Source organism: Actinomycetaceae bacterium MB13-C1-2, assembly GCA_035621235.1.
In the GTDB taxonomy this organism is placed as follows: Bacteria; Actinomycetota; Actinomycetes; order Actinomycetales; family Actinomycetaceae; genus Scrofimicrobium.
In genome coordinates this window covers 1,456,745-1,481,864 of record CP141731.1, presented here as the reverse complement: position 1 = coordinate 1,481,864, position 25,120 = coordinate 1,456,745, and the positions used below count along the sequence as shown (strand labels likewise).

Here is a 25,120-nt window from a genome sequence, read left to right as displayed (position 1 = left end):
CTTGATACATATGGTTTACGTCAGGTGTATCGCCGGTTCCCTGACGGCCACCCAGGCGGTTCCAAAACCCATTTTTGTTGCACCGTTCTTGGTGCCCCTATCTGATCCGACGGTTGCTTCGGCGTACCTCACAGTCGCATGACCACCCACTTGTTGGGCGGTTCCGACGGAGGGAGGCCCCGACATGGCGACGAAAGAGGAAGCACGGGCAGCGCGTGAAGCAAAGCTCGAAGAACTACATGACAAGCTGACCGGCGCGGTCGAACAGCTCGTCACCGGCGAAGACTGGATACGAGCCCTGACTTTTGCGGCGAAGTTCCGCACCCGCAGCTTCAATAACACTTTGCTGATCTGGGCTCAACACATGCAAGCCTACGAAGAAGGCAAAGTTGACCAGCCGTTCCCGACCTATGTGGCGGGGTATCGGCAATGGCAGGGCCTGGACCGGCAAGTCGTCAAGGGCCAGTCCGGTTACATGATCTTTGCTCCGGTGACCGCCCGGTTTGCTTCAGCAAATCCTGTTGATCCGTTGTCGTGGCGGCGTCTGGCACCGGGCGAGAAGCGCAAGGTCAATGAGGTGGAGCGGTCCCGCATGGTGGGAGCGAAACCTGCCTACGTGTGGGACGTGAGTCAAACCGATGGCACCCCGATTCCAGAGACCCCAAAACCAGCCCTATTCGAAGGCCAGGCACCGGCAGGGCTGTGGGATGGACTCGCGGCCCAAGTGAAAGCTGCCGGTTTCACCTTGACCCTTGTTGCAGACGAGTCGGAGATTCACGGGGCGAACGGGGTCACCGATTACGCCTCGAAGACTGTAACTGTGCGCTCGAACATGTCGGATGCCGCCCAAGTCAAAACCCTCGCCCACGAACTCGGACACGTGCTCATGCACGGCCCAGATAACCCGGATACCATGCAGCATCGCGGTATCAGCGAGGTGGAGGCCGAATCAGTGGTGTTGATGATCGGCGCAGTTCACGGCATGGACACCAGCATCTACACGGTTCCATATGTTTCCGGCTGGGCGTCCTCAGTTGAGGACACCAGCCCGGCAGAGGTCGTGAAAGCCACCGGCGAACGAGTACGCAAAATCGCCACGGGGATTCTTGATCAGCTCGACACCATGAAGGTGGGCGACGGCAACCCACCCGGCCTCAACCGTGACGCCATCCAAAATCGGAATCCTCAACGATCCGTTACCGCACCCTCTGCTGTTGAAAGCCAGCCGCTTCGCTCTGCTGAGCCGGTGTTAGTGGGACGGGGGCTGTCATGAATCCGCTCGCCCTCGTCTTCAAGGATCTCCGAACGTCTCCGGCGCTTGCTGCCCGTCAGCTCGCCGAAGCAGGGGTGCCGGTGTTCCCGTGCATTCCAGGTGGAAAACGACCTTTGCCTGGCTCCAACGGGTTCCTGGACGCCACCACCAACCCGGAGCAGATCAACTCCTGGTGGAGGCGAACACCGAATGCGAATCTTGCTATCCCGACCGGTTCAGAATCAGGGGTTGTGGTGGTTGATGTAGATGTTCACGGCACCAACGGCTTCCACGCCTTCAGCCAAGCCAGAGCAGCAGGACTACTACCGAAACCGTTGGTCGTGGTGCGGACGCCTTCAGGCGGAATGCACCGCTACTACCCAGCAAAGAGAGATTCAGAGCAGCGGTCGTGGCAGGTCGCTAAAGCCGGAATCGACTTCAGGGGTGACGGCGGATACGTCCTCATCCCACCCTCCCAAACCACGGTCGAAGGGGCGCTCAGGCACTATGAGGTGTTCGAACTCCACGCCGACTCGACTGCTGCGGTGGATTCTGTTGCGCTCAGGGATTTCCTTGACCCCAAACCAGCAGAACAACCGCGCAGCACTCATCGTCCGGTGCTGTCCGGTGAGGGCGCGGTCCAGCGGATCACCACCTGGGTGGGAACACTCATCGAAGGAGAACGGAACCGAGGTTTGTTTTGGGCGGCCTGCCGCCTAGCAGAACAAGGACTCACCCCCACTGACGCCTTTGAGGCACTACGACAACCTGCCGAAGCGATTGGCCTGTCCCAGCGGGAAGTCGCTTTGACCGTGCGCTCCGCATACCGCACCGCATGTTCCTCTCCTGTCCGGTCTAGCCCGGAGGTAAACCCTTTCAGTCGGCGTGAACCACAGCGCGCCTCACCGGTGAGGAGCCTGGCATGACAGCAACGATCCACATGGCAGAGACGATGAGTCATAAGTGGGCGGCTCGGACCGCTATCACCGGAACTTGCCTGATCGCGCTTGGGGCGTTCTGGCTGTCCTTCACGGCGTTGGCGGATTTGGCAGCACGGTCTGGCATTGATCGGGGTCAGGCGTGGGCGTGGCCACTAATCGTGGACGGCATCATCGTCGTCGCCACCGTCTCTGTTGTCGCTTTGGCCGGGCAGAAAGCCGCGTGGTATCCCTGGATGCTGCTGGCAGGTGGGGCGCTGATGTCGGTCACCGCCAACGCCGTCCACGCGGTCGTTTCTGCTGATGCGGACGTGCCGAACATCTTGGCCGCAGCAGTTGCCGCTGTCCCTCCTATCGTGCTGCTCGCGATCACCCATTTGACCGTGATCCTCACCCGAAAACCCACCAACACCGTTGCCGAGGCTCCGAGGGTCAAAGTCAACCAAGTACCAGCGGTGCGCGCGGCCCCAGAGGCGGCGTCTACGAATAGGCCTAAGTCCCTGGAACCGGCAGAACCATCGAAGGTGGAACCACTGCGGCTGGGATCGATGTCCCAGCGGCGGGAACGCGCCGCCCGGCTGCGGGAGGCGGGTTGGTCGAATAAGCAGATCGCCCGGGAGTTGGGGGTTCATGCCTCGACCGTGGGCCGCTGGTTCACACAAGCGTCCTCATCAACCATCGAAACAGAATCCGAATCTGAGCCTGAATCAGGAGAACAATCATGAACGAAGAAACTGAACTGATGGAGCAAGCCCGCGAGGCCAAGACTCCAATCAATAAGAACGCCGCTACGAACCTTGACACTGAGGCGGCGACCGTGCCGGATGCGGTCAAGCAGGAGCACACTTCGGGCAGGTTGACGAAGGAGCGTTTAGCGGCGGCGCGGAGTCGCGGCATTGAGTGGGTGCGTGCCTCTGATCTTCTCAGCCGAGGCAGTTCCACCACTGCCGGTGCTGGTATCCGCTTCAACCAGGAAGCAGCTTTGCGAACCAGACGCGCCATCGCCAGGGGTGCCCGCGCCATGTCTGCGCGGGCGCGCCAGTTACCACCCTTATCGGCATATGGCCGAGGTATTACTCCAGATGCAGCGGCGACCCGTTCTGGGGTGGGGATGCGGTGATGACCCATGAACAGCAAAGAGGTAACAGTCCGCCTGTCTAGGGAGCAGCCGCCTACCTACCCTGTAGGAGGTTCCAAAGCCATGACAACCACAACCAATACCGATACCAGTTCTGATGATTTCAGGTCCAGTGAAGGACTACGTCGAATCCTGATTCGCCTGTACCAAGGTGGGCGTGGTGCCTGGCACCGCGATCCGGTCGCCGATGAGTTGATGGAGTACGCGGCCCAGAAGTATGCGGGACTGGCCCGCAAACACGGACTGGACCCGTGGGAGGCTGCTGGTGCGGCTTTTGATGCGATGCGCTCTCGGGCCGCGCGTCGGGCGAATGAACCGTGGGCAGTGATCACTGACGCGGTACGCAAAACCTGCATCGCCGAAGAACGCGGCCAAGGGCTACTGTGTTCGACCCATCAGGCCCGCCGCAAACACATCTCCCGGTTCCATGACCCCGAACGCTTCTCCGACCGAGAAAACCTCCTGGCTGACTATCATCCGGCATTCCAGGCCTTCGATGAGCATCCCGAAGACCAAACGGAATATCCAGAAGCCAGGTCGGTGGTCACCGCGATTGCGGATGCGACCACTCTGTTCGAGTTGTTGGGTTGGCCAAGGGGAACCGTGAGCGCGGCCATCAGCCACATCTGTGACACGTTGACACGGATGGGTAATCGGGCCTCCACCTACGAGGCGCTACGCCGTGACCTCCACGCCAGAGCCCTCCTCGATGTACCCTCTACCTCGTGGACCGCGATGCTGCGGGTGGTATTGGGCATTTCGGATGCGGCCTACGGAGCGACGGGCCGAGGCCAAGGCATCCTCCTGCGCCTCCTAGTTGGCGAGGACCTGTCTGACCTGCTGGCCGATGACGAACTCGTCGCGGTGATCGTGCTTGCCACCCCAAGCCGGTATAACAGGTGACCTGCCATGAGCGCCCCCACCACTGTCAAGGCCCCGACTGGGTATATCGACTTGGAAAGGTCGGTTGACTCGATCCGGGTTGGGAACCGGCACCGCCAAGACATGGGCGACCTCGATGCCCTTATTGCCTCCATCGAGCGTGACGGGTTGTTGCAGCCCATCACTATCACCCCCGACGGACTCCTGGTCTGCGGGGCTCGCAGGCTTGCGGCGGTGCGTCAGCTTGGGTGGAAGAAAGTGAACGTGTGGGTGCGTTCTTCGATCTCGGATCGCCTCGCACACCTTCTAGCTGAACAAGACGACAACGTCCTCCATAAAGAACTCACCCCTCTAGAAGCCGAAGCCTTGTACCGGGAAATCAAACAACTCCTGGTCGAAGACGCCTCCCGCAGGCAGGCCGCGTCGCGGTTCAGCACGCAGAATCAGCCAAGAAGTGACGGTGGTTCAAAATTTGATCCACCGTCAGAGTCCATCAAAAGAACTCGCGAGCAGGCCGCTGCGATGATCCCTGGAGTGCCTTCCGACACCACTTTGGACAAGATCACCTACCTGCGCGATACCGCTAATAATGCTGTGCTTCCCGAAGAACTCCGCCAGCAAGCAGCAGAAGGACTCGCGCAGATTGATGCGGGCAGTGCGGTCCACCCTATCTACCAGAACATCCGCGCCGCGCTGGATCAGGTCAATGCTGTCCGTGACACTCAGCTTCATCAGCAAGCCGAAGAAGCGATGGCCCGAGTCCTAGAAGAAGTGAAAACCGGGAAGAAACACAAATCTTCTGCGAGGCGGACTCCAGGCCCCACCCGGTTTGCGATCCAGGCATTCAACCAAACCTGGGGACACGTCTATGGGTGGTGGGAACACTACGACCTCAATGTCCTCGCCAAAACTCTCACCGATGAGCAGGCCCAGGTGTTCTACGAGACTGCCGAGAAAACCGCGCAGGCCGCCGCAGAACTACGGGCACTCAGAGGCGACCCACCCCTCATCAAGACAGCCTGACCCGCCTAGCAGGAGGCAGGAGTTGTCCGCGTACCTGCCAGGCATGAACACCTCAACTCTTACTCGTCATCCTGGCCGCGTGGTTGCCGCCATCATCACCCTCATCGCCTTCTTAGTGCTTGCTGGGGTTGGTATCTACGGACTCGTCTCGGGTCCCAAACTACCCGCCACAACGCCACAATCCGAACCACCTGCCGTGGTGCCATCTGTGCCGGTTGGCCCGTCGCCGCACGTGCCGAAACCATCGACAGTGAAAACCTCCACGGACCCGGATGTGTTTGCCCGCAACGTCGCGACCGCGCTGTTCACCTGGGACACCGCAAGCACCCTGATGCCCCTGGACTACAGTGCGGCGATCCTTGCGGTGGGTGACCCTACTGGGACCGAGCAGGCAGGACTGGCGTCTGACGTGGGCAACTTTCTGCCATCAAGGGAACAGTGGGTGGAGCTGCGCAAATACTCGACCGCCCAAACCCTCACCATCAGCTCCACCTTCGTGCCCGATTCCTGGGGCGAAGCGGTAGCGCAAGCCGCGCCGGGGCAGATACCACCCGGTGCCACAGCAATCACGGTTCAAGGCACCCGCCACCGCACGGGAATCTGGGAGGGCCAGCCCGTCGCCGAGGACTTTGACGTCGCGTTGACTATCTTCCTCGCCTGCCCCCAAAAGGCGGATTCCTGTCATGTGTTGCGCCTGTCCCAACCAGGCAACCCTCTCCAATAGGCAGGTGATGCCATGTTGAAGAAACTCGGGTTCGCCGCTATCGCGCTCATCCTGTTGGGGCCGTTCACTATCCTTATGGCGGTGGGGTTGTTGGTGAATCCGGCGTCCAACGCCGAATGCACCGTTACCAACAGTGACTTGTCGGTCGGTAGTGTTCCTGATTCTTTGCGGGTGACAGCGAAGGATGGCACCTCTTTCACTCTCACCAAGCAGCAGCTCACCCATGCGGCCACCATCATCACCGTGGGCTCGCAGATCGAGGGCGTGACTCGTGACGGTATTCAGATCGCGCTCATGGCCGCGCTCACCGAATCGACCTTACGGATGCTGTCGAACACCGGCGTCTATCCCGAGTCGGCGGACTATCCGAATGATGGCGACGCCTCCGACCACGATTCGCTGGGCTTGTTCCAGATGCGACCGCAATCCGGGTGGGGCACCGTCAAAGAGTTGATGGACCCGACCTATCAAGCCAAGGCCTTCTTCGGCGGCCCCACCGGCCCGAACTATCCGTCACCTCGCGGCCTGCTCGATATTTCGGGCTGGCAGAGGATGAGCAAGGGCGAAGCCGCGCAAGCAGTGGAAGTGTCGGCGTTCCCGGACCGGTACGCCAACTATGAGCCGGTCGCCGACACCATCCTGGACACGCTGACCACACCTGCGCCCGACACCAGTGCCGGGTCGAATGGGTCCATCCCGGAGACTTCGCGGATCGTGTTCCCGCTCCCGGAGGGCACCTGGGTGATGACCTCACCGTTTGGTTATCGGATGCATCCGACCCTCAATGAATGGAAGCTCCATGAGGGCACGGACTACGCGGCCGCTGATGGAACCGCTATCTATGCGGTAGCTGACGGTATCGTCTCAGTCGCGGAATACTCCGACACCTGGGGCGGGCATGTCGTTATCGACCACACGATTGGTGGCCAGCCCGTCTCGACCGGATACATCCACATGTGGAAGAGCGGCATCCACGTCACCGTGGGTGACCGCGTGAGTGCCGGGCAGCACATCGGCGATGTCGGCAACTCCGGGCGCTCGACCGGACCGCATCTCCATTTCGAGGTTCGTCCAGGTGGCGGGGAGGCGATTGATGCCGACGCCTGGCTGGCCGACCACAAGGCCACCACCCAGAACGGTTCCACCAGCGCCGGGGTATCGAGCGATGGCTGCGCCACCAACCGCTACGCCGGGCAAGCGACCGCGATCACCGGGGACGGCGGGCAGATGGTCGATGACCCCACCACCGGCGGGCAGATCACCTCCCGGATGGCCCAGGTCATGGCCCAAACCAAGGCCGCGTTCCCCGACACCGGCTGGTCGTGCTACTCGCCCAGGCCAGGGCAGAACAGCGAGCACCCGAAAGGTAGAGCGTGCGACATCACGTTCGGTAACGCCATCGGCTCCCGCCCGACGCCCTCGCAACTGGACGCGGGATGGCAAGTCACGAACTGGGTCAAAGACAACGCCGAGCTTCTCGGTGTGGAGTACCTGATCTGGCAAGGCAAAATCTGGGTACTCTCCCAGGATTCCGAGGGCTGGCGTGACTACAACGGCGGCGGAATGCACGACCCCACCGATGTCACCGGCGGCCACTACGACCACCTGCACATAACCGTGATCGAGTAGTCTCGGAAGTTACATTAAATGTAAGAAATCCTTGGTCAGAAACCGTTGATTTCCTGCGGTTCTGCGACTTTCGTGATGTTGTGATTGTAGCAGTTGAACCCTTGTCTGGTCAGGCATTTCACTCTGTATCTTACATTAGATGTATGAATCGTACATTTAACGTAAGCTCTGTTTGTGGGTGTTTTCGATGGATCGGATGATGGCTTGCTGCGTAGTGCAGTGGTCATGTTGCGTCCTGTCGAGCAGGTTTTCGAGGAGATGTTGGAGGGGTGGGCGAATCAGCAGACCTCTCGGGCGTTGACCGCTCAGTTGATCAAGTCTCGTCGCTCCCAGGTGTGTCGGTTTGCTGACTTTTGTGGTGCTCCGCCGTGGCAGTGGAGTCCGGCAGACATGGAGGAGTGGACGACTTCGCTGATCTCGAAACCGCATCAGTTAGCGGTCTCAACGGTGAGGGGCTATCAGAACTCGATTGCCTTGTTCTGCGCTTACCTGATTGATCCACGCTATGGGTGGATACCAAGGTGTCAGGAACTCTTTGAGGCCGCCCCGGTTCAGGTCTGCCATGAGTGGAACACTGTCGTCCACACCAGTGACCATGAGGCCAATCCAGCGGTTCGTCCTCTTTCCCGCTCGGAGCTGCAAATGTTCTTCGACTATGGCGACGACTTGGTTGATAAGGCTCGCTCGTCGAATCGTAAGGGCTGGCTGACCTTGTTTCGGGATGTCACTCTGTTCAAGACGATCTATGCTTTTGGGCTGCGGCGACGCGAAGCAGCGATGCTGGACTTGCATGACTTCACTAGGAACCCGAAAGGATCAGAGTTCGGAAAGTTCGGTGTGTGTAACGTCCGTTGGGGTAAAGCCTTGAAAGGTTCCCCGCCGCGCCGCCGGGCAGTGCTGGCGGTGTTTGATTGGACCCGCCCGGTTCTCGAAGAGTATGTCAGCGAGGTTCGTCCTCGTTTCAGTCCTGATAATGAGTCGATTCTTTGGCCGACCGAGCAGCGCACTCGTATCCGCTTGGATCACATCGATGACCGCTTCGCTGACTGGCGGGACGATCTTGGTTTGGATGCAGCCCTGCATCCTCACTGTCTGCGTCATTCCTATGTCACTCACTTGATCGAGGATGGTTTCGACCCTTTGTTCGTTCAACAGCAGGTTGGCCACAAGTGGGGATCAACCACTGCTCTCTACACCGGGGTCTCCGGCGATTATCGCAACCGCACACTCAGGCAAGCGCTCGATGCTGCTTTCACACCACTGAATCAATCCGAGGAAGGCTGAACCCGTCATGGCAAGGAACGTTGATTACCACTGGAACATCCGCAAAGTGATGAACGATCACGGCATGCAATCCACCACCGCTCTCGTCCCATTACTGGCAGAGCGGGGCGTGTTCATGACCTCCACGCAGGTCTACCGAATCGTCACCGGTAAACCAGAACGCCTCAACATGACCTTCCTTGCCGCTCTTTGCGACATTTTCGGGGCCACACCAAACGATCTGATCGAACCCTACGTCGAGTCCTCGGCGCGCAGAGGTCGCAAGACCGGCACGGCCCCCATCAAACCTGCGAGCAGTGGAACCAAGAACCGGCCAACCAGGGCAGTCATCAAGCCTGCTGACGAGTAGATGACAGATGGCCAGCACCATCGTCCAAGGCCAGTGTTTCCGCTGCGGACGAGTCAAAGCCTTGCGTTGGAATCACGCTCTGAACCGAGGCGAATGCAGGGCTTGTCGCGCACAGCGCTATGAAGAACAAACCTGCTCGATTTGCGGCAGAAAGAGGCGAGTCAACGCTCGCGCCAAGGATGGCGGGGCTATCTGCACAACCTGTTACGCGAAGACGAGGACCAGCACCGATGTCTGTGACCAGTGCGGCGCAACCGGCCCACTGGCCACAAGAGCAGGTGGCAAACGCGAGGACGCCCGGAACCTCTGTATGCGTTGCCACCGGTATCCGCGTCGCACCTGCGGGGTTTGCGGCAGGCTCAAACGCATCGCCTTGAAGGCCACCTCGACCAGTCCTGGTGTTTGCCCGACCTGCTACCAAGCCCCCGTCGTTGACTGTTCCATCTGCGGCCAACAAGGACTCGGCAGGCGCACCACGAACCACGGTCAGCCACGCTGTTTCTCCTGCCAAGCCGCCCAGCAAATCAATGAAGCGCTCACCGCCATAGACGGGACGATCCGCCCTGAACTACTGCCGGTCAGAGATGCCATGCTTGCGCTGAGACGACCACGCTCAATCCTGGGCAACTGGAACGACCTGCTGAGCTTGCGACTGTTGATCGACATAGCCCAGGAGCGTATTGAGTTATCACATGAAACTCTCGACGCTCTCCCACAAGGATTCGCGGTGAACTACCTGCGCTCAGTCCTGGTAACCGCCGGGGCATTACCGCAGCGAGATGAGAACGTGATCCGGGTCGAACGGCACGTCACTCAAGCCACGAAGAACCTTCTCGATCCATCCCATCGCACCATCCTGACCCGCTACGCGAACTGGTATGTGTTGCGCTGCTTCCACACCCATCAAGATGGCCCCATGAGCGCCAACGTTGCAGGACGCTGCCGAGAGAACATTGACATGGCACGCGGTTTTCTCAACCACGTCGCGAGTAGCGGATACTCACTCGATGACTGTCCCCAGATCATCGTTGATCAATGGCTCACCGAGCAGCGGAACAGGCGGATCGCCTTCGTTCGCTGGCTCAAGAACAACGGCCACCTTCACCAAGTTCAATCTCCCGACTCTATGCGAGAGAAAGACCCGAACCATCAGATCGACCCCGACCAGCAACTCGCTCTCGCACGCCATCTCCTGCACAACCCCGACAGCGCCAGCATCGAAGACCGAGCCGCTGCCTGCCTAATCCTGCTCTACGCCCAACCAGCCTCGAAGATCATCACCCTGACAACCGATTCCGTCGAGATTCGCGACGACGACACCTATCTCCACCTCGGGCCAGAACCCCTGCTGCTCATTCCGCCCTTGGACACGCTCATCAAAGCTCTGCCAGTTTCCAAACCGTTCGGAACTGCAAGCACCCTGGCAGACAAGAAATGGTTATTCACCGGCAAGAACGCGGGCGGTCATGTCCATTCAAGGTCGATGATGCACCGAATGAATCAACTCGGCATCTACATCCGATCCAGCCGGAACACCGCACTCCTTACCCTCGCTGTCTCGACACCTCCCGCAGTGTTCGCATCACTCATCGGAATCAACACATCAACTGCCACACGCTGGGCCGCTCTCGCTGGAGCTTCCTGGACCAACTACGCAGCCATCAGATGACACGATTCGGAAAGACTCAGCGCACCTGCCGGACATGAAACTCCAGCAGCTCAACTCACTCCATCGCGTCGCTCCACCGGGGCTACTTGGGGAGTTCGATCCTCCGACCCTGCCGGTAAACTAGCAATTATTACATCTAATGTAATCGCAGACCGTTGGAATCACGCGGAATACCTGGTCATCCAAGCGCGCCGCATACCTCTGGAGAGAAAACTATCCAGCAATGGCCGAGGTGACGAGGGTGCTTCTCGTCAGCGGGATGTCCTCGTGGATGGCGTGTTTCCAGGTTTCGGTGTCGGTGACGGTGGCCCAGTTGGAGTGCAACAGGACCATGAGTGTTTCGTGGAAATGTCTGGCGTTGATGGTTCCTGCTCGGTTGCCCAGGTTGATGGTTCCGCTGGCGTCACTGATCACCTCGACGGACACCGCCTGGGTCTCTGCGGCTGCGGCGCTTGCCAGTAGGCAGTTGTTGGCCATGAAGCCGACCAGTGTGACAGTGTCGATCTGATTGTCAGCGAGCCACTGAGTGAACCCTTGAGAGGTGAAGATGCTTGCCTTGTTCTTGACGAACCGAGGCAGATCACTCAGAGCTTCAAGAGATGGGTGGAGTCTCTGGGACTGTGATCCGCTGGCGAAGACTGAGGCACCGGCAGGGTTCTCATGCTGGATCAATGCGACTGGGATGCTAGCCGTTTTCGCGGTTTCAATGGCACTGATGATGGCCTCCAGCGCCTCTTCTGGTGCTGGGTATTTGATGGTTAGCGGGCCTTGGAAGTACTCGTTCTGCACGTCTACCACTACCAGCGCTCGCCTTGGTGTCTCCACTGTTCTTCTCCCTTCTTGCGGTTCCAGCTCGATTCTTGTGGGAAAAGTGCGGGTAGAGTGAGAGGCGCAAAAGCACTTGTTCGATGGATTTAGGCCAATCATGCGGATCGCGATCTATGCCTTTGATGGAATCTCAATGTTCCAGCTCGCTTCACCGTTGCTCGTGTTCGGGGAAGTGACGCGACTGGGCTTGGCGGAGAACTGGACAACCGAGGTGTGGACTGTTGATGAACAATCCGTATCTACCGCTGAAGAGGTTGAACTGGGCAACCTGAAGCGTCCGAGCTTGCCACTACAGGTTGATCTGTTGGTGTTTCCCTCCTGGCCTTCTGACCTACCGGAGCCAGACGAACGACTTGTGGCACTGATTCGCAATGTCCATCAGGAGGGCGGCATGATCGCTGGCCTGTGTCTGGGGGCGTTTCCGGTCGTGGCGAGTGGAATCCTTGATGGGCGTTCGGCAACAACGCACTGGCTCCACACTCAGACTCTTGCTGCTCGCTACCCGGCGGTGCGGGTGTTACCTGATCCGCTCTATATCGACCATGGTGATGTTCTCACGTCGGCAGGAACCGCCTCCGCCTTGGATGCCTGTATCCATATCGTGCGGGAGAAGCTGGGAGCCGAAGCGGCAGCTACTATCGCTCGCCGCGCGGTGATCGCTCCGCACCGGGACGGTGGACAGTCCCAGTACATCGACAGACCGATACCAGTTCAGGACGCCGACCCGCTGAGTGCCACACTCGACTGGGCGTTGGCAAACCTCGACCAGCCACTCGACGTGCAAGCCCTGGCAGAGCACGCTCACATGAGCGTCCGTAACTTCACTCGCAGGTTCACTGAATCAACCGGAACGACCCCAGCACACTGGGTTCTCCTATGCAGAATGGACGAAGCAAGGCGGCTCCTAGAAACCACCAACTGGAGCATCGACAAACTAGCGCGAGCTTGCGGGTTCACCAGCCCGGTCACATTCCGGCAGAACTTCGTCAAGCACTACGACACCACCCCCACCTCCTACCGGCCAAGATTCACCAAACTCACCTAGTGGGGCCTGACCTCGCCTCCTGGTACTTCATCCGTGGCCGTCCCTGGGGCATCACGCCGTTGCGTATCCTCGTGCGAATCTCGGACTCGAATCGCCCTGACGGTCCTGTCTTCAACCACGGCCCTGGGTAGCGTACCTGCCGGTTATGAATGTGTTTCCTGATTTTGGCGGCCTGTCCGGTATCGACAGTTTGAGCGGCGTGGTTGGCGCGCTATTGACGATCACTTTGATCGGTGCGGTTGCGGCTCTGATCGTTTCTGGGGTGGCGTGGGCGTTCGGGTCCGCGACCGGTAATTATCAGCTCGCCGCGCGTGGTCGTATCGGCGTCCTCATTGCCTTGGCGGTTGCCGTTTTGGCTGGTGGTGGTGTTGCCGTCGTGAACTGGATGATCCACATCGGCCAACAAATCTAGCTCGTCGCCATCTGGTGCCCGCTCTTCCCTTGTGGGAGGGCGGGCATTACTGCGTGTGGGGCAGATGGCGCACCTAGCTGGTGTCTAACCGTTTTCTGCCCACGCACGTGGGCACCCCCTTTTTGGATTGGAGTCCGCCGTGATTGAACTGATCACTACCTCATTCGTGAACGCCATCGGCATGTTGCCGATGGACATCAATATCAGCCCGAACACCGATGGTCTGCCTGGTATCGCCCAGTTGCGCACCATTGTTGGCGCGGTCATGACCATCGGCCTGATCCTCAGTGTTTTGGCCTTGATTATCTCGGCGATTGTGTGGGGTTTCGGAGCCAACAGCTCGAATCCTCATTTGGCCAGCCGGGGCAAGTTTGGCGTGCTGGTGTCGTGTGGTGCGGCGGTGATCTGCGGGGCTGCGGTCACGTTGATCAACTTCTTCTGGAACGTCGGACAAGCCGTATGACCAGGACCCAACTGGAGGGAGGTTTGTGATGGGGGTTTGCGATGTTCCGATCATCTCCACTGTCTGCGACATAGCCGGAGAAGCAGCCGCCACCTTAGTGTCGGCTCCGTTTGAGTGGTTAGCCCAAGCAATGGGGACCGCAGCAGGATGGTTGTTCGAAGCCGTTTGGACGGTGTTCGACACCACCACCCTGGTAGATGTCACCCGACCCGAGTATGTCAGTGTTTACAACCTGATTTTCGGGATCGCTATCTTCCTGATGCTCATCTTCTTCCTTCTCCAACTGATTACCGGCCTGATCAAACGAGACCCCACCGCCCTCTCGCGGGCTGTGTTCGGACTAGCTAGGAGCGTGCTCGGCTCCTTCATCGTGATCACCCTGGTCGGGCTTGCCTTGGAGATCACTGACCAGCTCTGTACCGGGATTATTCAAGCTGCCGGGGAAACCACCGCGACAATGGGCACGAAGATCGCCGCCCTGGTCGCAGGACTGGGGGCGATCACCATGACCGCCCCCGGAGTCGGAGCGATCCTGATCATTTTCTTGGCTGGCCTTGCTATCGCGTCAGCGGCCATCGTCTGGATGTCATTGCTGATCCGCAAAGCCTTGCTGCTGGTGGCAATCGTTTTGGCACCGCTGGCGTTTTCTGGGTCGTCGTGGGATGCGGCGAAAGGGTGGATCAGTAAATGGGCGATGTTCGTCCTCGCCCTGATTCTGTCCAAGCTGGTGTTGGTGGTGATTTTCCTGGTCGCGATCACCCAGGTCTCCGCCCCGATCTCCACTGACCTGACCTCCGTGTCCGACCCCCTAGCGGGCATAGTGCTCATGGCGCTGGCCGGATTCTCGCCATACATGGTCTACCGATTCCTGTCCTTCGTGGGTGTGGATTTGTACAACCAGATGGGTGCCGAGCAGGAAACCAAGAGCGCACTCAACCGGCCACTACCAATCCCCACCAATGGCGGTGGTGAGGGGCCGATGAAAATCCTCACCGGCAACAACAACTCTGGCGACGCCGCGAGTCCGCCACCATCCAACCCGAGCACTACAGCCACGTCTGCTACGGCGGGCGAAGGAACTGCCGCCACCAGTAGCGGAGCAGGGGCTTCCAGCGGTGCTGCTGCGTCTGGCGGTGGGGCCGCTGCCGCTCCTGTGGCGGGCGCGGTCATCGTTGCCGGGCACGCCGCCTCGGCTGGACCAAAAGCAGGAACCGCGTTGGCCGGTCAGGCCGAGCGAGTCGCCGACTCCGCCAACCAAACCACCACCACGGCGCCCGCAAATGCGTCTTCTTCGGTGCCCCCTGGAGTGGTTGGGCGTGGGAGTGAACCGCCCCCGCCGCCGCCACCCCCAGTGCCCAGAACCCCACCGAGCAAGGAATAGATCATGGCCAACAGCAACGACAACACCTCTTCTTCATTGGAGTTGTTTCCGGTCAAGTTTTCCCGCCTGACCCGCAGAGGCATCCTGCTCGGCCTGTCTGCCTCCCAGCTCGTGACATTGGGCATCGCGCTGGGCACGGTCGTGTTCGCGGTCTATTCCGGTGGTGGGATGCTGCTGGCTTACACGGCACCGATCTGGGCCACCTGCCTCCTGCTCACGTGGATACCCGTCGGTGGTCGTCCCCTGGTGGAATGGCTACCGGTCGCCTTCTGGTGGGTTTGGAAGTCCACCGGCGCACAGTTCTTGTATCGACGCAGGATCATCAAACCTCGCCCAGAAGGAACATTGGCTTTGCCAGGCGACATGGCCAGACTCAGGGAATACTCCGACCCGAGCACGGGTGCTTGTATGATTCACGACCCCCACGGGCCAACACTGACAACCATTTTGGAGGTCGCGCATCCAGCGTTCATCCTCCTTGACCCTGGTGAGCAAGAACGCCGCGTCACTGCATGGGGAAGAGTATTAGCCACCACTTGCCGGTCCGGACGTATCGCCACTTTGCAGGTTTTGGAGCGGACCTTGCCAGATTCTGGGACAGGCCTGGCGGAGTGGTGGGCTGAACACGGCAATCATGATGATTCGTGGGCCTCGACCACGTATGCGGAGCTGATCCAGCGGGCCGGTCCTGCCGGGGAACGACACGCCACCACCATTAGCTTGTCGTTGGATATGCGGGCGACTGCTCGGCAGATCAAAACCGCTGGCGGCGGCATCAAAGGAGCCGCAGCCGTGTTACGCCAAGAAATGGCCACCCTCACCACCGCCCTGCGCTCCGCTGACCTGCATCCGTCGGGGTGGCTCACGGCTGGGGATGTGACAGTGATCCTCCGGTCGGCCTACGATCCCGCTGTTGCTTCCTCCCTGGAACGCCACGGCAATATCGGCAGACAGCTCGCTGCGGCTGGCCCAGTTGCCGTCACGGAAACCTGGGGGAACCTGCGCACCGATTCGGCCTACCACGCTGTCCTCTGGATCAGCGAATGGCCCAGATCGCTCGTCTACCCAGGATTCCTCGCACCCCTTGCACTGTCGAGCGGAGTACAGCGATCCATTTCCCTGATCTACACGCCGATGCGTTCTGACCAAGCGGCCCGTGACATCCGCAAGAAGAAGGTCGAGTACATTTCGGATGCCAACCAGCGTGCCCGGATCGGGCAGATCGAGGACGCCTCCCAAACCGCCGAATATCACGACGTCCTCCAACAAGAAAGCGAGTTGACCGCAGGCCACGGCGTCCTCAGATACTCCGGCCTCATCTCCATCACCGCACCCACAGAAGCCGAGGTGGAATCAGCGATAGCTGCCATCGAACAAGCAGCCATCCAAGCATCCTGCGAAACCCGACGCCTCGTCGGACAGCAAGCCCAGGCATTCACTGCCGCAGCGCTACCACTCGCCAGAACCATCTAGCTGAACTAGGAGTCCAATCATGAGCACCAATGACGTACCTGCCACCGGGTCTTGGGTTGGGGTGGTTTTCTTCCAAGGTGAAGACGCCGACCGCGTCCTGGACTACATCAACAAACACGGCACCCAGGGGGCGGTGGAGTATTTGTCGAACTGGGACTACGGAGACGAAACCACCAACGCGGCCACCGCCAATGGCGAGATCCACCTGGACATTTCCGGTGGGATGCTCGACCACACGGTAGAGCACGGCAGTTATGTGTTGTCGCATAACCCGCATCTGGGTCACGTCGCCCTCTACCGGCGCATCGACCCGACACCCGAAACCACAGCATTCGCCGTGCCTGAGTTGGAACCCACACCAGAGCAGGACCGAACCTCAGGGCGCTCCGTGCGGGATGCGTCCTGGTATCAACAATCGCGTCGCCCTGACACGGCGTCTTCACCTGCTCGGGGGTTGGGACTATGAAAGACGAACAGCTCCATACCGCTGTGTTGGTGTCCCCAGCCAAGGAGAAGCGACGGTTGCGCAGGCAGCGCCGTGAGGCCGCAACCAGACTCCTCGCCCAGCAACGCCAAGCAGAAAAACAAGCAGCACGGGATAGGCGTGACTTGGAGCGGGCTGAATTGCGTGCCACCCACTACCTACCCAAAGCCGGAGAACCAGGTGCCGCCGCATTGCGCTCACCGGGACGGTTCAAGGTTCCCCGCCACCAAGACACCTCGGCGGTTTTGGCGGGTCAGTACCCGTTCCTGGCTGAAGGGGGCCTTGGAGCCAAAGGCGTCTTCGTTGGCGCAGACCTCTACTCAGGCGGCTCGTTTGTTTACGACCCGTGGCAGCTCTACAAAGACGGAGTGATCACTGCCCCCAACGTGATCGTCGCCGGAATCGTCGGCTCCGGCAAATCATCATTAGCCAAATCCTTGTACACCAGGAGTCTGCCGTTCGGCAGGCGCGTCTACATTCCCTGCGACCCCAAAGGTGAACACACCGTCGTCGCCCAAGCCGTCGGCGGCAGAGCCATCATCCTCGGACACGGCCTCACCGCCCGGCTTAACCCTTTGGATGAAGGACACCGACCCACTGGGCTCTCGAATGAGTCCTGGGCTTCCACGGTTGCCTCACGCCGCCGCGACCTACTCGGAGCTCTGGCTGAGACCGTGCTCGGTAGAGCACTCACCCCGCTGGAACACACCGCCGTTGATGCCGCCCTGACCGCCACCGTCCAAGAGAATGCGGTGCCGATCCTCCCAATGGTTGTGGACCGACTCTTCAACCCCAACCCCACCAGAGATGACGGACGTCTAGCTGAGGATGGTCGCCTTGTCGCTCACGCACTGCGCCGCCTGGTCGCAGGAGACCTCGCCGGATTATTCGACGGACCCTCCACAGTCACCTTCGACCCCACCCTCCCAATGATCTCCCTCGACCTGTCGCGGGTTGCAGAAAACACGGCGCTTTTGTCGGTGTTGATGACCTGTGCCTCGGCGTGGATGGAATCAGCGCTCCTTGACCCTAATGGCGGGCAGCGCTGGATGATCTACGACGAAGCCTGGCGACTCATGTCCCACCCCGCCCTACTACGCAGAATGGACGCACAATGGCGCTTAGCTAGACATTTCGGGCTAGCGAACATGCTGATCTTCCACAAACTCTCCGACCTCGACACCGTGGGTGACCTAGGATCAGCCAACCGAGCCCTCGCCACCTCGTTGTTGGCGAACGCCGAGACTCGGATCATCTACCGGCAAGAATCCGACCAACTCGGCATCACCGCCCAAACCCTGGGCCTGACCGGCACCGAACAAAAACTCCTGCCAACGTTATCTACGGGGCAGGGGTTGTGGCGGATCAAAGACAGGTCATTCGTGGTCCAACACCAAATGCACCCCAGCGAACTAGCCCTATTCGACACCACCAGCCGCATGACCACTTGAACTCCCGCGTCTTCCAGAACCCCCGGCGCTGTAATGCTAGTTTTGGGTAGCGTACCTGGTGGGTATGAAGAAACCCTCAACGGCTACTGTGCCTGTCATCATTCCCACCATCGTCCTCACCGTTCACCTGAATGGGACGATCACCGCCACCCTCGACGGCAACCCTCTGCCACCACCCGCGAATGCCCCGTGGCGGAGATCGTCACTACCGCAGATCATCGACCAAGCTTCACAGCAACGCTCGATTCCAGTGTGGGTGGAAGTCCAAGAAACCGACGGCACCACGTTCACCGACCTCTTCCCCGCACTCCCACAAGCTGCGACCAGCTCGAAGCCTCCAGCGCCGAAGCGGACAGCCAACAATGCCAACTCAGTCGAGGTCCACGCTGAGGGGTTCCTCCCCGGTGAGGACGTGGCTATCGCCCCGATCATCGGTCACACCAACGCCACGGCTGACGGCCAAGCGCGGGCTCTGATCGACACAGCAGTCTTGCCGAAAGTGTCCGAGGTGGTTCTGCTAGGCCGAGTCTCCGGGACCATGACAGTGAGTAGCCTGATATGAACGGGCCATCCCGTCAAACGGGTTCTATGGGTGATGAGGCAACCAACATCGCAATGGCAGGACTCTTCACCCTCGTCGGAGTTACGTTTGTCCTGCGCGGTGCCGGATCAGTCACCGCCTGGATCACCGGCTCTATGGAGCCTCCTGGTGGTCCAGCTTCCGGCATCAGCGTCCTATTGAACCCTGGCGACCCTGGAACCGCACTCGGCGCACCGGGACTGAATGCAGTGGCCTACTGGATTATCACCGCTCTCATGCTCACCGCCATTGGCACGGCGGGAGCTTTCTTTTGGTTGAAGGTGCGTCGGTTTACGCAGGCTGTGGAGTCTGATCCGCATCGCCTAGCTGGCATCGCCACCCGCCAAGACATCAGCCAAACCGCGTCCACGAAGGCGCTGTTGAAGCGCGCCATCAACCTGCGCCCCAGCCTGGACTCCCCGAAACCAGAAGACGTGGGCTACCGGATTGGCCAATCTAAGGGTTTGAGCGTGTGGGCAAGTGTGGAGGATTCGATCATGGTGATCGGCCCACCCCGCTCCGGCAAAGGCTTGCATCTCGTCATCCCCGCCATCCTCGACGCCCCAGGAGCCGTCGTCTGCACCTCGACTCGCCCCGACAACCTCACCGCCACCATGCGAGCCAGAGCGAAAATCGGCCCCGTCGCGATCTTCGACCCCCAACACCTCGCCGAAGGACTGCCATTGGGGATGAGATGGTCACCGATTAGGGGGTGTGAGAACCCGCAAACCGCGATGATCCGCGCCACCGGACTCGCAGCCGGAACCGGACTCTCATCCGGCGGAGTCGATAGTGGTGGTTTCTGGGAAGGGAAAACCCGCACCGCGCTCCAAGCCCTGTTACACGCGGCAGCCATCGACAACCGCCCACCAAGCGAACTGTTCCGGTGGACCCTCGACCCGGTAGCCGCAGCCGACGCCGTAGCAATCCTCAACGCCTCACCCAAAGCCGCGACCGGGTGGTCAGAGTCCTTACAGGCCATGATCGACTCCGACCCCAGAACAAGGGACTCGATCTGGCAAGGCGTCTCACTCGCACTCGGATCACTCGCCGACCCGAGAGTCCTCGACGCCGTCTCTCCTGGCATTGGTGAGAGCTTTGACCCGGAAACCTTCATTCAAAAACGCGGCACACTGTTCTTGCTGGCCACCGGTAGTGGTGCCGGGGCATCCGCCGCCCTCGTTGCCGCACTGGTCGAAGACCTGATTGAGACCACCAGGCGCATGGCCGCCCGCTCACCCGGAGCACGCCTCGACCCACCCATCCTGCTGGCCTTGGATGAGATCGCCAACCTCAGTCCGCTCCCATCGCTACCAACGCTCATGGCTGAGGGTGGCGGGTCGGGAATCACCACCATGCCCGTATTGCAGTCACTTTCCCAAGCAAGAGACAAATGGAACGAACACCAAGCATCAGCGATCTGGGATGCGGCAATCGTCAAAGTCATCCTCGGCGGAGCATCAGGCTCCAAAGACCTCCAAGACATCTCCCACCTCATCGGTGAGCGAGACGAATATACCGACAGTGTCACCCTCGGTGACCACGGGTCCCGCTCCAACCAACGCTCCATCCGCCGCGTCCCGATCATGCCACCCGACCACATCAGGCGTCTCCCGTTCAGTACCGGCATCGTCCTGCTGCGCTCCGCACCACCCATCATCACTGACCTCCACCCCTGGCCGGGGCGCTCCGACGCGAAACAGCTGCTAGCTGACCGAAGCGAGATCGAAAACCTCCTGCAACAAGGCGAGTAGCTGGGGTGGTTGGCGTACCTGACTGGCACAGCAATCCGACAAGCGGATTGCCTCGACCAGCAAGGAGCACAGCACATGGCAAGAAAGAAAGATGCCGCTCCGGTGGAAGAAGTGGCTCAGGCTCACCCACTAGAACAACGATCAGTTACCGGCCCTGAACTCAAGGACAGCTTCTATGGGTTCGTGGCGACCAACCCTCAGTTCAGCAATCCCGAAGGCGGCACCCCAAGGCTCTACTTCAAGGCGGGACAAGAGCATTATCGTCCTGAGCCGGACGGAACCTTCACCAAACTCGAAACGACCTTCCATGATGTAGTGGCTTTTCGCGGTGCGGCGATTCGTGGATTCGAGAAACTAGCGAAGCAGGATTTCTTCGTAGCTCAGGGTGAACTCAACACTTACGTGGACCGGGAGTCTGGTGTGGAACGTACTCGTTTCATAGCCAATCGGTTCGGACATGATCTCGCACGTACCCGCTACGAAGTTGACCGCACTCCCCGCCAGAGCGGCCTGGGACAGGAAAGGCCAACCCGTGATGCCGCCCCTTTCCAAAGTCCTGAGCGCCCCACGCAGAAGCGCACGGCACCCGCGATGGGAATGTGAGGGCCAGCCATGAATGATGAGACTTCCACCCCTGAAGAAGATTTCTCTGAAGAAGGGACAGTCTTCGATCCCCAACCGGGTTTGCCAAACCCGCCCCATCCAATCAACTGGAACCTGCTTACTTCCACCGACTTGGAAGCAGAGCTGTTGGAGTTGAACCGGTGGGTTCACTGGCTACGTCACACCTACGGGCTCCCGGCCAGTGTCATCCCACCCATGTGGCACAGGCACCCAGAACTGATCTGGGAACTCTCCGCCCTGCACTTGAGTTGGCTGGGCGCATACGATCCTGAACAGAACGCTGCCGCACCGCTCGGGTGGCACCGCGACTTCGCGGATGCTCGTCACCGACTACGCGAATGGGTTGCCACCTCCGGTACTCGGTTAGATCGAGACCGGCCCACGCGCCAGACCAGTTGGCCCGGCGAAGATCCAACGGACTCCATCGAAGAGACACTCATCAGAGACAGAGAAGAAGACTTCGTTCGTTTCGTCATCAACCAAGTGGACAAACGAAAGAAAGCTGAAGACGCCTTCTTCGCAGGTGTTGATCCCGAGACCGGTGAAGTTCCATGAGAGAACGCCGCAGTTTGCCTCCAGATAGGATGCGACGCTACCGCATACGGGCTGAAGTCCGAGATGACTTGGATCTCCACCAACTCGCTCAGTTGTTCATCGCCATGGCCACATCCCGAGCCAGAGCCGAACAAACTGATCAGGAGAACCTCCACCCGGATACTCGGCAAGCAATGGGAAACCCGGTAGAATCTTAGATGTAAGAGTCAGTGACTTCGCCTAGCGGAGTTGCGGTGCGTGTCCTTTTTTGGCCTTCGAGGCTTACCTGGGAACACTCCATCGGGAGAGTTCTCCGGGTCTTGTTTATTCCTTACTCGCACCGCGTGGACGACGAGTGCTGTCCGCGTTGACCCCAAAACCGTTGGGGAAGGAATAAACAAGCCATGACAATCACAGTGAATCCTCCGGTTATTGAGACCGAATCGCGGGAGACTACTGCCCTAGCCGTCTCCTACCTCCGCGTCTCCACCAAGGAACAAGCGGAACGCGGGGGTAGGGAAGAGGGCTTTTCGATCCCAGCTCAACGCGAAGCAAACCTTCGGAAAGCTCGGGAACTCAATGCAATCATCGTTGATGAGTTCGTCGATGCCGGTGAATCCGCTCGCAAAGCTGACCGCCCCGAACTCATGCGAATGATCGAATACGTCAAGACTCACGAGATCAACTACTGCATCGTCCACAAGATCGACCGACTCGCACGCAACAGAGCCGACGACGTGACCATCCACCTCGCGTTGAAAGAAGCGGGAGTCACCCTTGTCTCCGTTACTGAGAACATCGACGAAACACCCTCTGGCATGCTGGTCCACGGCATCATGTCCTCCATAGCTGAGTTCTACAGTCGCAACCTTGCCAACGAAGTCTCCAAAGGCATGACCCAAAAGGCTATGACCGGTGGAACATCAGGCAAGGCTCCTATCGGCTACCTCAACGTTCGCAAGAAAGATGAAGTAGGAAGGGAGATGCGAGTAGTTGAGCTCGATCCCGAACGCGCACCACTCATCAAATGGGCCTTCGAAGCGTACGCTACAGGCAACTACTCAACGATCACGTTGCGCGAAGAACTGATAGATCGAGGTCTCAGAAGCGTTCCGACCCCCAAGCGACCAGCGAAACCGCTAGCACTGTCTTCCATTCACCGTATGCTCAGCAACCCTTACTACAGGGGCCAAGTGAGCTTCCGAGGCGCGCAGTACGACGGACTCCACGAGCCGCTCGTATCAAAAGAAATCTGGTACCGGGTGCAAGCGATTCTCGACGAACATCACCTGTCAGGAGAGAAGACCCAGGCCCACGACCACTACCTCAAAGGTACTGTGTACTGCGGAGAATGTGGATCAAGACTGATCTTCTCTAAGGCGCGAGGCAGCAAGAACGTGATCTACCCGTACTTCATTTGCTCCGGTAGACACAACAAACGCACCGACTGTCAGCGCCGCGCTATGTACGTACCGGACATCGAGTCGGCCGTCGAGGACTATTACCGGAAAGTTCAGATCCCTGATGAGACCGTCAAAGCTCTACGTGACCTCATTGTGAGAGAGTTCGACCGTTTGCACCAGATTGCCCGCCGTGAAAAACACGCCTACGACGCGGAACGCAACGATCTGCTAGAAGAACGGATGAAGCTGCTCCAAGCCCACTACGCTGGAGCGATCCCGCTAGACCTTCTCGGATCAGAACAAGAACGCATAGGACGACGGCTCACCTTCCTTGAAGCCCAGATCAAGGCAGGAGACATGGAATACGAACAGGCCAAAGCCCACCTAGACGACTGCCTTGAACTGGCAGGAGACTGCTACCAGCTCTACATGAGCATCGACGACTCACTACGAAGAACCGCCAATCAAGCGTTCTTCGACAAGCTATACATAATCGAGGATGACTTCATCGAGGCACAACCAGGGGAACCATTCACGATCCTGTTCAACCCCGACGTGCACCAACTCGCCCTCCGCCAAGAGGCGGAGAACGAATCGGGTAATCAAACCCCGTCCGACGTGGGTTTGAACATCGAACATTTGGTGGAGATGGCGGGAATCGAACCCGCGTCCGACAGTCAACCCCGAGGTCTTCTCCGGGTGCAGTCTGCTAATAATTTCTCAGCCCTCAGCATCATGCAGACCTGCTACTGAATAGGCTCAGTTAACTAAGTGTCGGAGTCTTCCCGCTAACATGAAAAACTCCCAGTGGCCCCCTAAATGACGCCACAACCAGAGTAGGAAGCAATCCTCTGGGTGACGGACTCAAGGTTCTGGCTGCTACTAGGCAGCGAGAACGAAGTCAGTGCTGTTTTCTTTGGCACTTAATTGTTTGCACGCGTCGTTTACGAGATAAGCGCACGTCCTCGACCCGCTTCTCCTCGATCGTTAACCACCGTCGAAACCGATCATCCCCTATTGAGTTTTCACTCCGCCGTAGAATCCCGAATCCACAGACCCAAGATCCTTAAGCACACATTAGGATACGGCTAACCCTCATCCAAATCAATGGAAAGATTGGTGACAAAAGCAAAACGACCGTGAGACCGAGATTAAGAAGCTGGAGCATCCGCTTCGAGCACCTTTGAGTTTCAAAGCACACCGCCGAGTCGGCTGAACGTAGTACGAACACTGCCGCCACGCGCAGGCGACTCAGCGAGGACGCTGGGGGCGCTTAAGGTAGTTGCTCATGACGCGTTTGGCCTCGCGTTGGTCCTGTGCCTCACGTAGCGCTTGGCGTTTGTCATACTCTTTCTTGCCTCTGCCTAGGCCGATTTCAACCTTAGCTCGACCCCCGACAAAATAGAGTTCCAGCGGGACAACCGTGTATCCCTTTGCCTGCGAACGCGACTCCCACTTCTCTATCTGCGACTTATGCATGAGGAGCTTGCGCTTGCGAGTCGGGGCATGGTTATTCCATGATCCCTGGGAGTACATCGGAATATTCGCGCCGTAGAGCCAGGCTTCGCCTCGATTGAACTCAACCCATCCGTCGACGATGGAGGCGCGACCCATTCGCAGCGCCTTGACCTCCGTGCCACCTAGCGACAGTCCCGCTTCGAGGGTGTCCTCAATCTCGTAATCGTGGCGGGCGCGACGGTTCCTCGCGACGACCTTCTTCTCATCCGAGGCAGCCTTGCGCCGCTCACCCTCAGTGGGTTTCGGCTGTTTCCATGGCTTGGCCACGACATAACTCCAACC

The 25,120-nt window shown here is 59.3% G+C and carries 27 protein-coding genes and 1 other RNA gene; 22 read left to right on the top strand and 6 right to left on the bottom strand.

Going from position 1 to position 25,120, the window contains the following annotated elements; genetic code table 11:
• Window positions 1-184: 184 nt before the first annotated feature.
• The 10 genes from U6G28_06550 (at window position 185) to U6G28_06505 (ending at window position 9,219) form a co-directional block, all read left to right on the top strand.
• Window positions 185-1,273 (top strand): ArdC-like ssDNA-binding domain-containing protein, encoded by a 1,089-nt coding sequence (locus tag U6G28_06550; protein WRS29194.1) that lies wholly within the window; start codon window positions 185-187, stop codon window positions 1,271-1,273.
• On the top strand, window positions 1,270-2,178 hold the full coding sequence (locus U6G28_06545) for a bifunctional DNA primase/polymerase (protein WRS29193.1): 909 nt from the start codon (window positions 1,270-1,272) through the stop codon (window positions 2,176-2,178). Before U6G28_06550 ends, U6G28_06545 begins: the two co-directional genes overlap by 4 nt.
• Window positions 2,175-2,915 (top strand): DUF2637 domain-containing protein, encoded by a 741-nt coding sequence (locus tag U6G28_06540; protein ID WRS29192.1) that lies wholly within the window; start codon window positions 2,175-2,177, stop codon window positions 2,913-2,915. The genes U6G28_06545 and U6G28_06540 overlap by 4 nt, the downstream gene beginning before the upstream one ends.
• Window positions 2,912-3,310 (top strand): hypothetical protein, encoded by a 399-nt coding sequence (locus U6G28_06535; GenBank protein ID WRS29191.1) that lies wholly within the window; start codon window positions 2,912-2,914, stop codon window positions 3,308-3,310. The genes U6G28_06540 and U6G28_06535 overlap by 4 nt, the downstream gene beginning before the upstream one ends.
• 81 nt (window positions 3,311-3,391) lie before the next feature.
• Entirely contained in the window at window positions 3,392-4,231 is an 840-nt protein-coding gene (locus tag U6G28_06530; protein ID WRS29190.1) for a hypothetical protein, read from the top strand.
• 6 nt (window positions 4,232-4,237) lie between these two features.
• Window positions 4,238-5,233 carry a ParB N-terminal domain-containing protein gene (locus tag U6G28_06525; protein WRS29189.1) on the top strand — a complete coding sequence of 332 codons (996 nt, stop codon included), beginning with the start codon at window positions 4,238-4,240 and terminating at the stop codon, window positions 5,231-5,233.
• A gap of 43 nt (window positions 5,234-5,276) precedes the next feature.
• Window positions 5,277-5,957, top strand: coding sequence for a hypothetical protein (locus tag U6G28_06520; protein WRS29188.1), 681 nt, complete (start codon window positions 5,277-5,279; stop codon window positions 5,955-5,957).
• 12 nt (window positions 5,958-5,969) lie between these two features.
• Window positions 5,970-7,586 (top strand): M23 family metallopeptidase, encoded by a 1,617-nt coding sequence (locus U6G28_06515; GenBank protein ID WRS29187.1) that lies wholly within the window; start codon window positions 5,970-5,972, stop codon window positions 7,584-7,586.
• Window positions 7,587-7,760: 174 nt separating this feature from the next.
• Window positions 7,761-8,870: a site-specific integrase gene (locus U6G28_06510; GenBank protein ID WRS29186.1), complete on the top strand. Its 1,110-nt coding sequence runs from the start codon at window positions 7,761-7,763 to the stop codon at window positions 8,868-8,870.
• Between the two features lie 7 nt (window positions 8,871-8,877).
• Window positions 8,878-9,219, top strand: a complete 342-nt coding sequence (locus U6G28_06505; protein WRS29185.1) for a helix-turn-helix transcriptional regulator — start codon at window positions 8,878-8,880, stop codon at window positions 9,217-9,219.
• On the opposite strand, the gene U6G28_06500 is transcribed toward U6G28_06505, so the two are convergent.
• A complete protein-coding gene (locus tag U6G28_06500; GenBank protein WRS29184.1) occupies window positions 9,200-9,730 on the bottom strand; it encodes a hypothetical protein in 531 nt (176 codons plus the stop codon). The two genes, U6G28_06505 and U6G28_06500, sit on opposite strands and share 20 nt — an antisense overlap.
• Before the next feature lie 216 nt (window positions 9,731-9,946).
• Between U6G28_06500 and U6G28_06495 the strand changes: the two genes are divergently transcribed.
• On the top strand, window positions 9,947-10,888 hold the full coding sequence (locus U6G28_06495; protein WRS29183.1) for a hypothetical protein: 942 nt from the start codon (window positions 9,947-9,949) through the stop codon (window positions 10,886-10,888).
• 213 nt (window positions 10,889-11,101) lie between these two features.
• On the opposite strand, the gene U6G28_06490 is transcribed toward U6G28_06495, so the two are convergent.
• A complete protein-coding gene (locus tag U6G28_06490; protein WRS29182.1) occupies window positions 11,102-11,713 on the bottom strand; it encodes an isochorismatase family protein in 612 nt (203 codons plus the stop codon).
• A 100-nt stretch (window positions 11,714-11,813) separates the two neighbouring features.
• On the opposite strand from U6G28_06490, the gene U6G28_06485 reads away from it, so the two are divergent.
• The 11 genes from U6G28_06485 (at window position 11,814) to U6G28_06435 (ending at window position 21,938) form a co-directional block, all read left to right on the top strand.
• Entirely contained in the window at window positions 11,814-12,761 is a 948-nt protein-coding gene (locus U6G28_06485) for a helix-turn-helix domain-containing protein (protein WRS29181.1), read from the top strand.
• Between the two features lie 145 nt (window positions 12,762-12,906).
• Window positions 12,907-13,173 carry a DUF6112 family protein gene (locus tag U6G28_06480; protein ID WRS29180.1) on the top strand — a complete coding sequence of 89 codons (267 nt, stop codon included), beginning with the start codon at window positions 12,907-12,909 and terminating at the stop codon, window positions 13,171-13,173.
• 181 nt (window positions 13,174-13,354) lie between these two features.
• Complete coding sequence (locus tag U6G28_06475; protein WRS31209.1) at window positions 13,355-13,636, top strand: DUF6112 family protein; 282 nt, start codon at window positions 13,355-13,357, stop codon at window positions 13,634-13,636.
• 28 nt (window positions 13,637-13,664) lie between these two features.
• Window positions 13,665-15,017 (top strand): conjugal transfer protein TrbL, encoded by a 1,353-nt coding sequence (locus U6G28_06470; GenBank protein ID WRS29179.1) that lies wholly within the window; start codon window positions 13,665-13,667, stop codon window positions 15,015-15,017.
• Between the two features lie 3 nt (window positions 15,018-15,020).
• Window positions 15,021-16,490: an SCO6880 family protein gene (locus U6G28_06465; protein WRS29178.1), complete on the top strand. Its 1,470-nt coding sequence runs from the start codon at window positions 15,021-15,023 to the stop codon at window positions 16,488-16,490.
• Window positions 16,491-16,509: 19 nt separating this feature from the next.
• Window positions 16,510-16,956 carry a hypothetical protein gene (locus tag U6G28_06460; GenBank protein WRS29177.1) on the top strand — a complete coding sequence of 149 codons (447 nt, stop codon included), beginning with the start codon at window positions 16,510-16,512 and terminating at the stop codon, window positions 16,954-16,956.
• Window positions 16,953-18,425: an ATP-binding protein gene (locus U6G28_06455; protein WRS29176.1), complete on the top strand. Its 1,473-nt coding sequence runs from the start codon at window positions 16,953-16,955 to the stop codon at window positions 18,423-18,425. Before U6G28_06460 ends, U6G28_06455 begins: the two co-directional genes overlap by 4 nt.
• 64 nt (window positions 18,426-18,489) lie before the next feature.
• On the top strand, window positions 18,490-18,987 hold the full coding sequence (locus U6G28_06450) for a hypothetical protein (protein ID WRS29175.1): 498 nt from the start codon (window positions 18,490-18,492) through the stop codon (window positions 18,985-18,987).
• Complete coding sequence (locus tag U6G28_06445; GenBank protein WRS29174.1) at window positions 18,984-20,759, top strand: TraM recognition domain-containing protein; 1,776 nt, start codon at window positions 18,984-18,986, stop codon at window positions 20,757-20,759. Before U6G28_06450 ends, U6G28_06445 begins: the two co-directional genes overlap by 4 nt.
• Before the next feature lie 75 nt (window positions 20,760-20,834).
• The gene (locus U6G28_06440; protein ID WRS29173.1) at window positions 20,835-21,362 is read left to right on the top strand and encodes a single-stranded DNA-binding protein; all 528 of its coding nucleotides are present in this window, start codon (window positions 20,835-20,837) and stop codon (window positions 21,360-21,362) included.
• Window positions 21,363-21,371: 9 nt separating this feature from the next.
• On the top strand, window positions 21,372-21,938 hold the full coding sequence (locus U6G28_06435) for a hypothetical protein (protein ID WRS29172.1): 567 nt from the start codon (window positions 21,372-21,374) through the stop codon (window positions 21,936-21,938).
• Window positions 21,939-22,378: 440 nt separating this feature from the next.
• On the opposite strand, the gene U6G28_06430 is transcribed toward U6G28_06435, so the two are convergent.
• The 4 genes from U6G28_06430 to smpB all read right to left on the bottom strand — a co-directional run bounded on the left by U6G28_06430 (window position 22,379) and on the right by smpB (window position 25,105).
• Window positions 22,379-22,747, bottom strand: coding sequence for a hypothetical protein (locus tag U6G28_06430; protein WRS29171.1), 369 nt, complete (start codon window positions 22,745-22,747; stop codon window positions 22,379-22,381).
• Window positions 22,748-23,803: 1,056 nt separating this feature from the next.
• Complete coding sequence (locus U6G28_06425) at window positions 23,804-23,959, bottom strand: hypothetical protein (protein WRS29170.1); 156 nt, start codon at window positions 23,957-23,959, stop codon at window positions 23,804-23,806.
• A gap of 1 nt (window position 23,960) precedes the next feature.
• Window positions 23,961-24,335: a transfer-messenger RNA gene (gene ssrA / locus U6G28_06420) on the bottom strand.
• Between the two features lie 236 nt (window positions 24,336-24,571).
• Window positions 24,572-25,105: an SsrA-binding protein SmpB gene (gene smpB / locus U6G28_06415; protein WRS29169.1), complete on the bottom strand. Its 534-nt coding sequence runs from the start codon at window positions 25,103-25,105 to the stop codon at window positions 24,572-24,574.
• Between the last annotated feature and the right edge of the window lie 15 nt (window positions 25,106-25,120).

Excerpts from the sequence above, each read along its gene's own strand:
- U6G28_06520 (WRS29188.1), top strand. The coding sequence starts at position 5,277 with ATGAACACCTCAACTCTTACTCGTCATCCTGGCCGCGTGGTTGCCGCC.
- U6G28_06535 (WRS29191.1), top strand. The coding sequence starts at position 2,912 with ATGAACGAAGAAACTGAACTGATGGAGCAAGCCCGCGAGGCCAAGACT.
- U6G28_06525 (WRS29189.1), top strand. The coding sequence starts at position 4,238 with ATGAGCGCCCCCACCACTGTCAAGGCCCCGACTGGGTATATCGACTTG.
- U6G28_06440 (WRS29173.1), top strand. The coding sequence starts at position 20,835 with ATGGCAAGAAAGAAAGATGCCGCTCCGGTGGAAGAAGTGGCTCAGGCT.
- U6G28_06445 (WRS29174.1), top strand. The coding sequence starts at position 18,984 with ATGAACGGGCCATCCCGTCAAACGGGTTCTATGGGTGATGAGGCAACC.
- U6G28_06550 (WRS29194.1), top strand. The coding sequence starts at position 185 with ATGGCGACGAAAGAGGAAGCACGGGCAGCGCGTGAAGCAAAGCTCGAA.
- U6G28_06455 (WRS29176.1), top strand. The coding sequence starts at position 16,953 with ATGAAAGACGAACAGCTCCATACCGCTGTGTTGGTGTCCCCAGCCAAG.
- U6G28_06505 (WRS29185.1), top strand. The coding sequence starts at position 8,878 with ATGGCAAGGAACGTTGATTACCACTGGAACATCCGCAAAGTGATGAAC.
- U6G28_06475 (WRS31209.1), top strand. The coding sequence starts at position 13,355 with ATGTTGCCGATGGACATCAATATCAGCCCGAACACCGATGGTCTGCCT.
- U6G28_06425 (WRS29170.1), bottom strand. The coding sequence starts at position 23,959 with ATGTTCGATGTTCAAACCCACGTCGGACGGGGTTTGATTACCCGATTC.
- U6G28_06530 (WRS29190.1), top strand. The coding sequence starts at position 3,392 with ATGACAACCACAACCAATACCGATACCAGTTCTGATGATTTCAGGTCC.
- U6G28_06545 (WRS29193.1), top strand. The coding sequence starts at position 1,270 with ATGAATCCGCTCGCCCTCGTCTTCAAGGATCTCCGAACGTCTCCGGCG.
- U6G28_06485 (WRS29181.1), top strand. The coding sequence starts at position 11,814 with ATGCGGATCGCGATCTATGCCTTTGATGGAATCTCAATGTTCCAGCTC.
- U6G28_06540 (WRS29192.1), top strand. The coding sequence starts at position 2,175 with ATGACAGCAACGATCCACATGGCAGAGACGATGAGTCATAAGTGGGCG.
- U6G28_06465 (WRS29178.1), top strand. The coding sequence starts at position 15,021 with ATGGCCAACAGCAACGACAACACCTCTTCTTCATTGGAGTTGTTTCCG.
- U6G28_06470 (WRS29179.1), top strand. The coding sequence starts at position 13,665 with ATGGGGGTTTGCGATGTTCCGATCATCTCCACTGTCTGCGACATAGCC.
- U6G28_06435 (WRS29172.1), top strand. The coding sequence starts at position 21,372 with ATGAATGATGAGACTTCCACCCCTGAAGAAGATTTCTCTGAAGAAGGG.
- U6G28_06515 (WRS29187.1), top strand. The coding sequence starts at position 5,970 with ATGTTGAAGAAACTCGGGTTCGCCGCTATCGCGCTCATCCTGTTGGGG.
- U6G28_06460 (WRS29177.1), top strand. The coding sequence starts at position 16,510 with ATGAGCACCAATGACGTACCTGCCACCGGGTCTTGGGTTGGGGTGGTT.
- U6G28_06450 (WRS29175.1), top strand. The coding sequence starts at position 18,490 with ATGAAGAAACCCTCAACGGCTACTGTGCCTGTCATCATTCCCACCATC.
- U6G28_06480 (WRS29180.1), top strand. The coding sequence starts at position 12,907 with ATGAATGTGTTTCCTGATTTTGGCGGCCTGTCCGGTATCGACAGTTTG.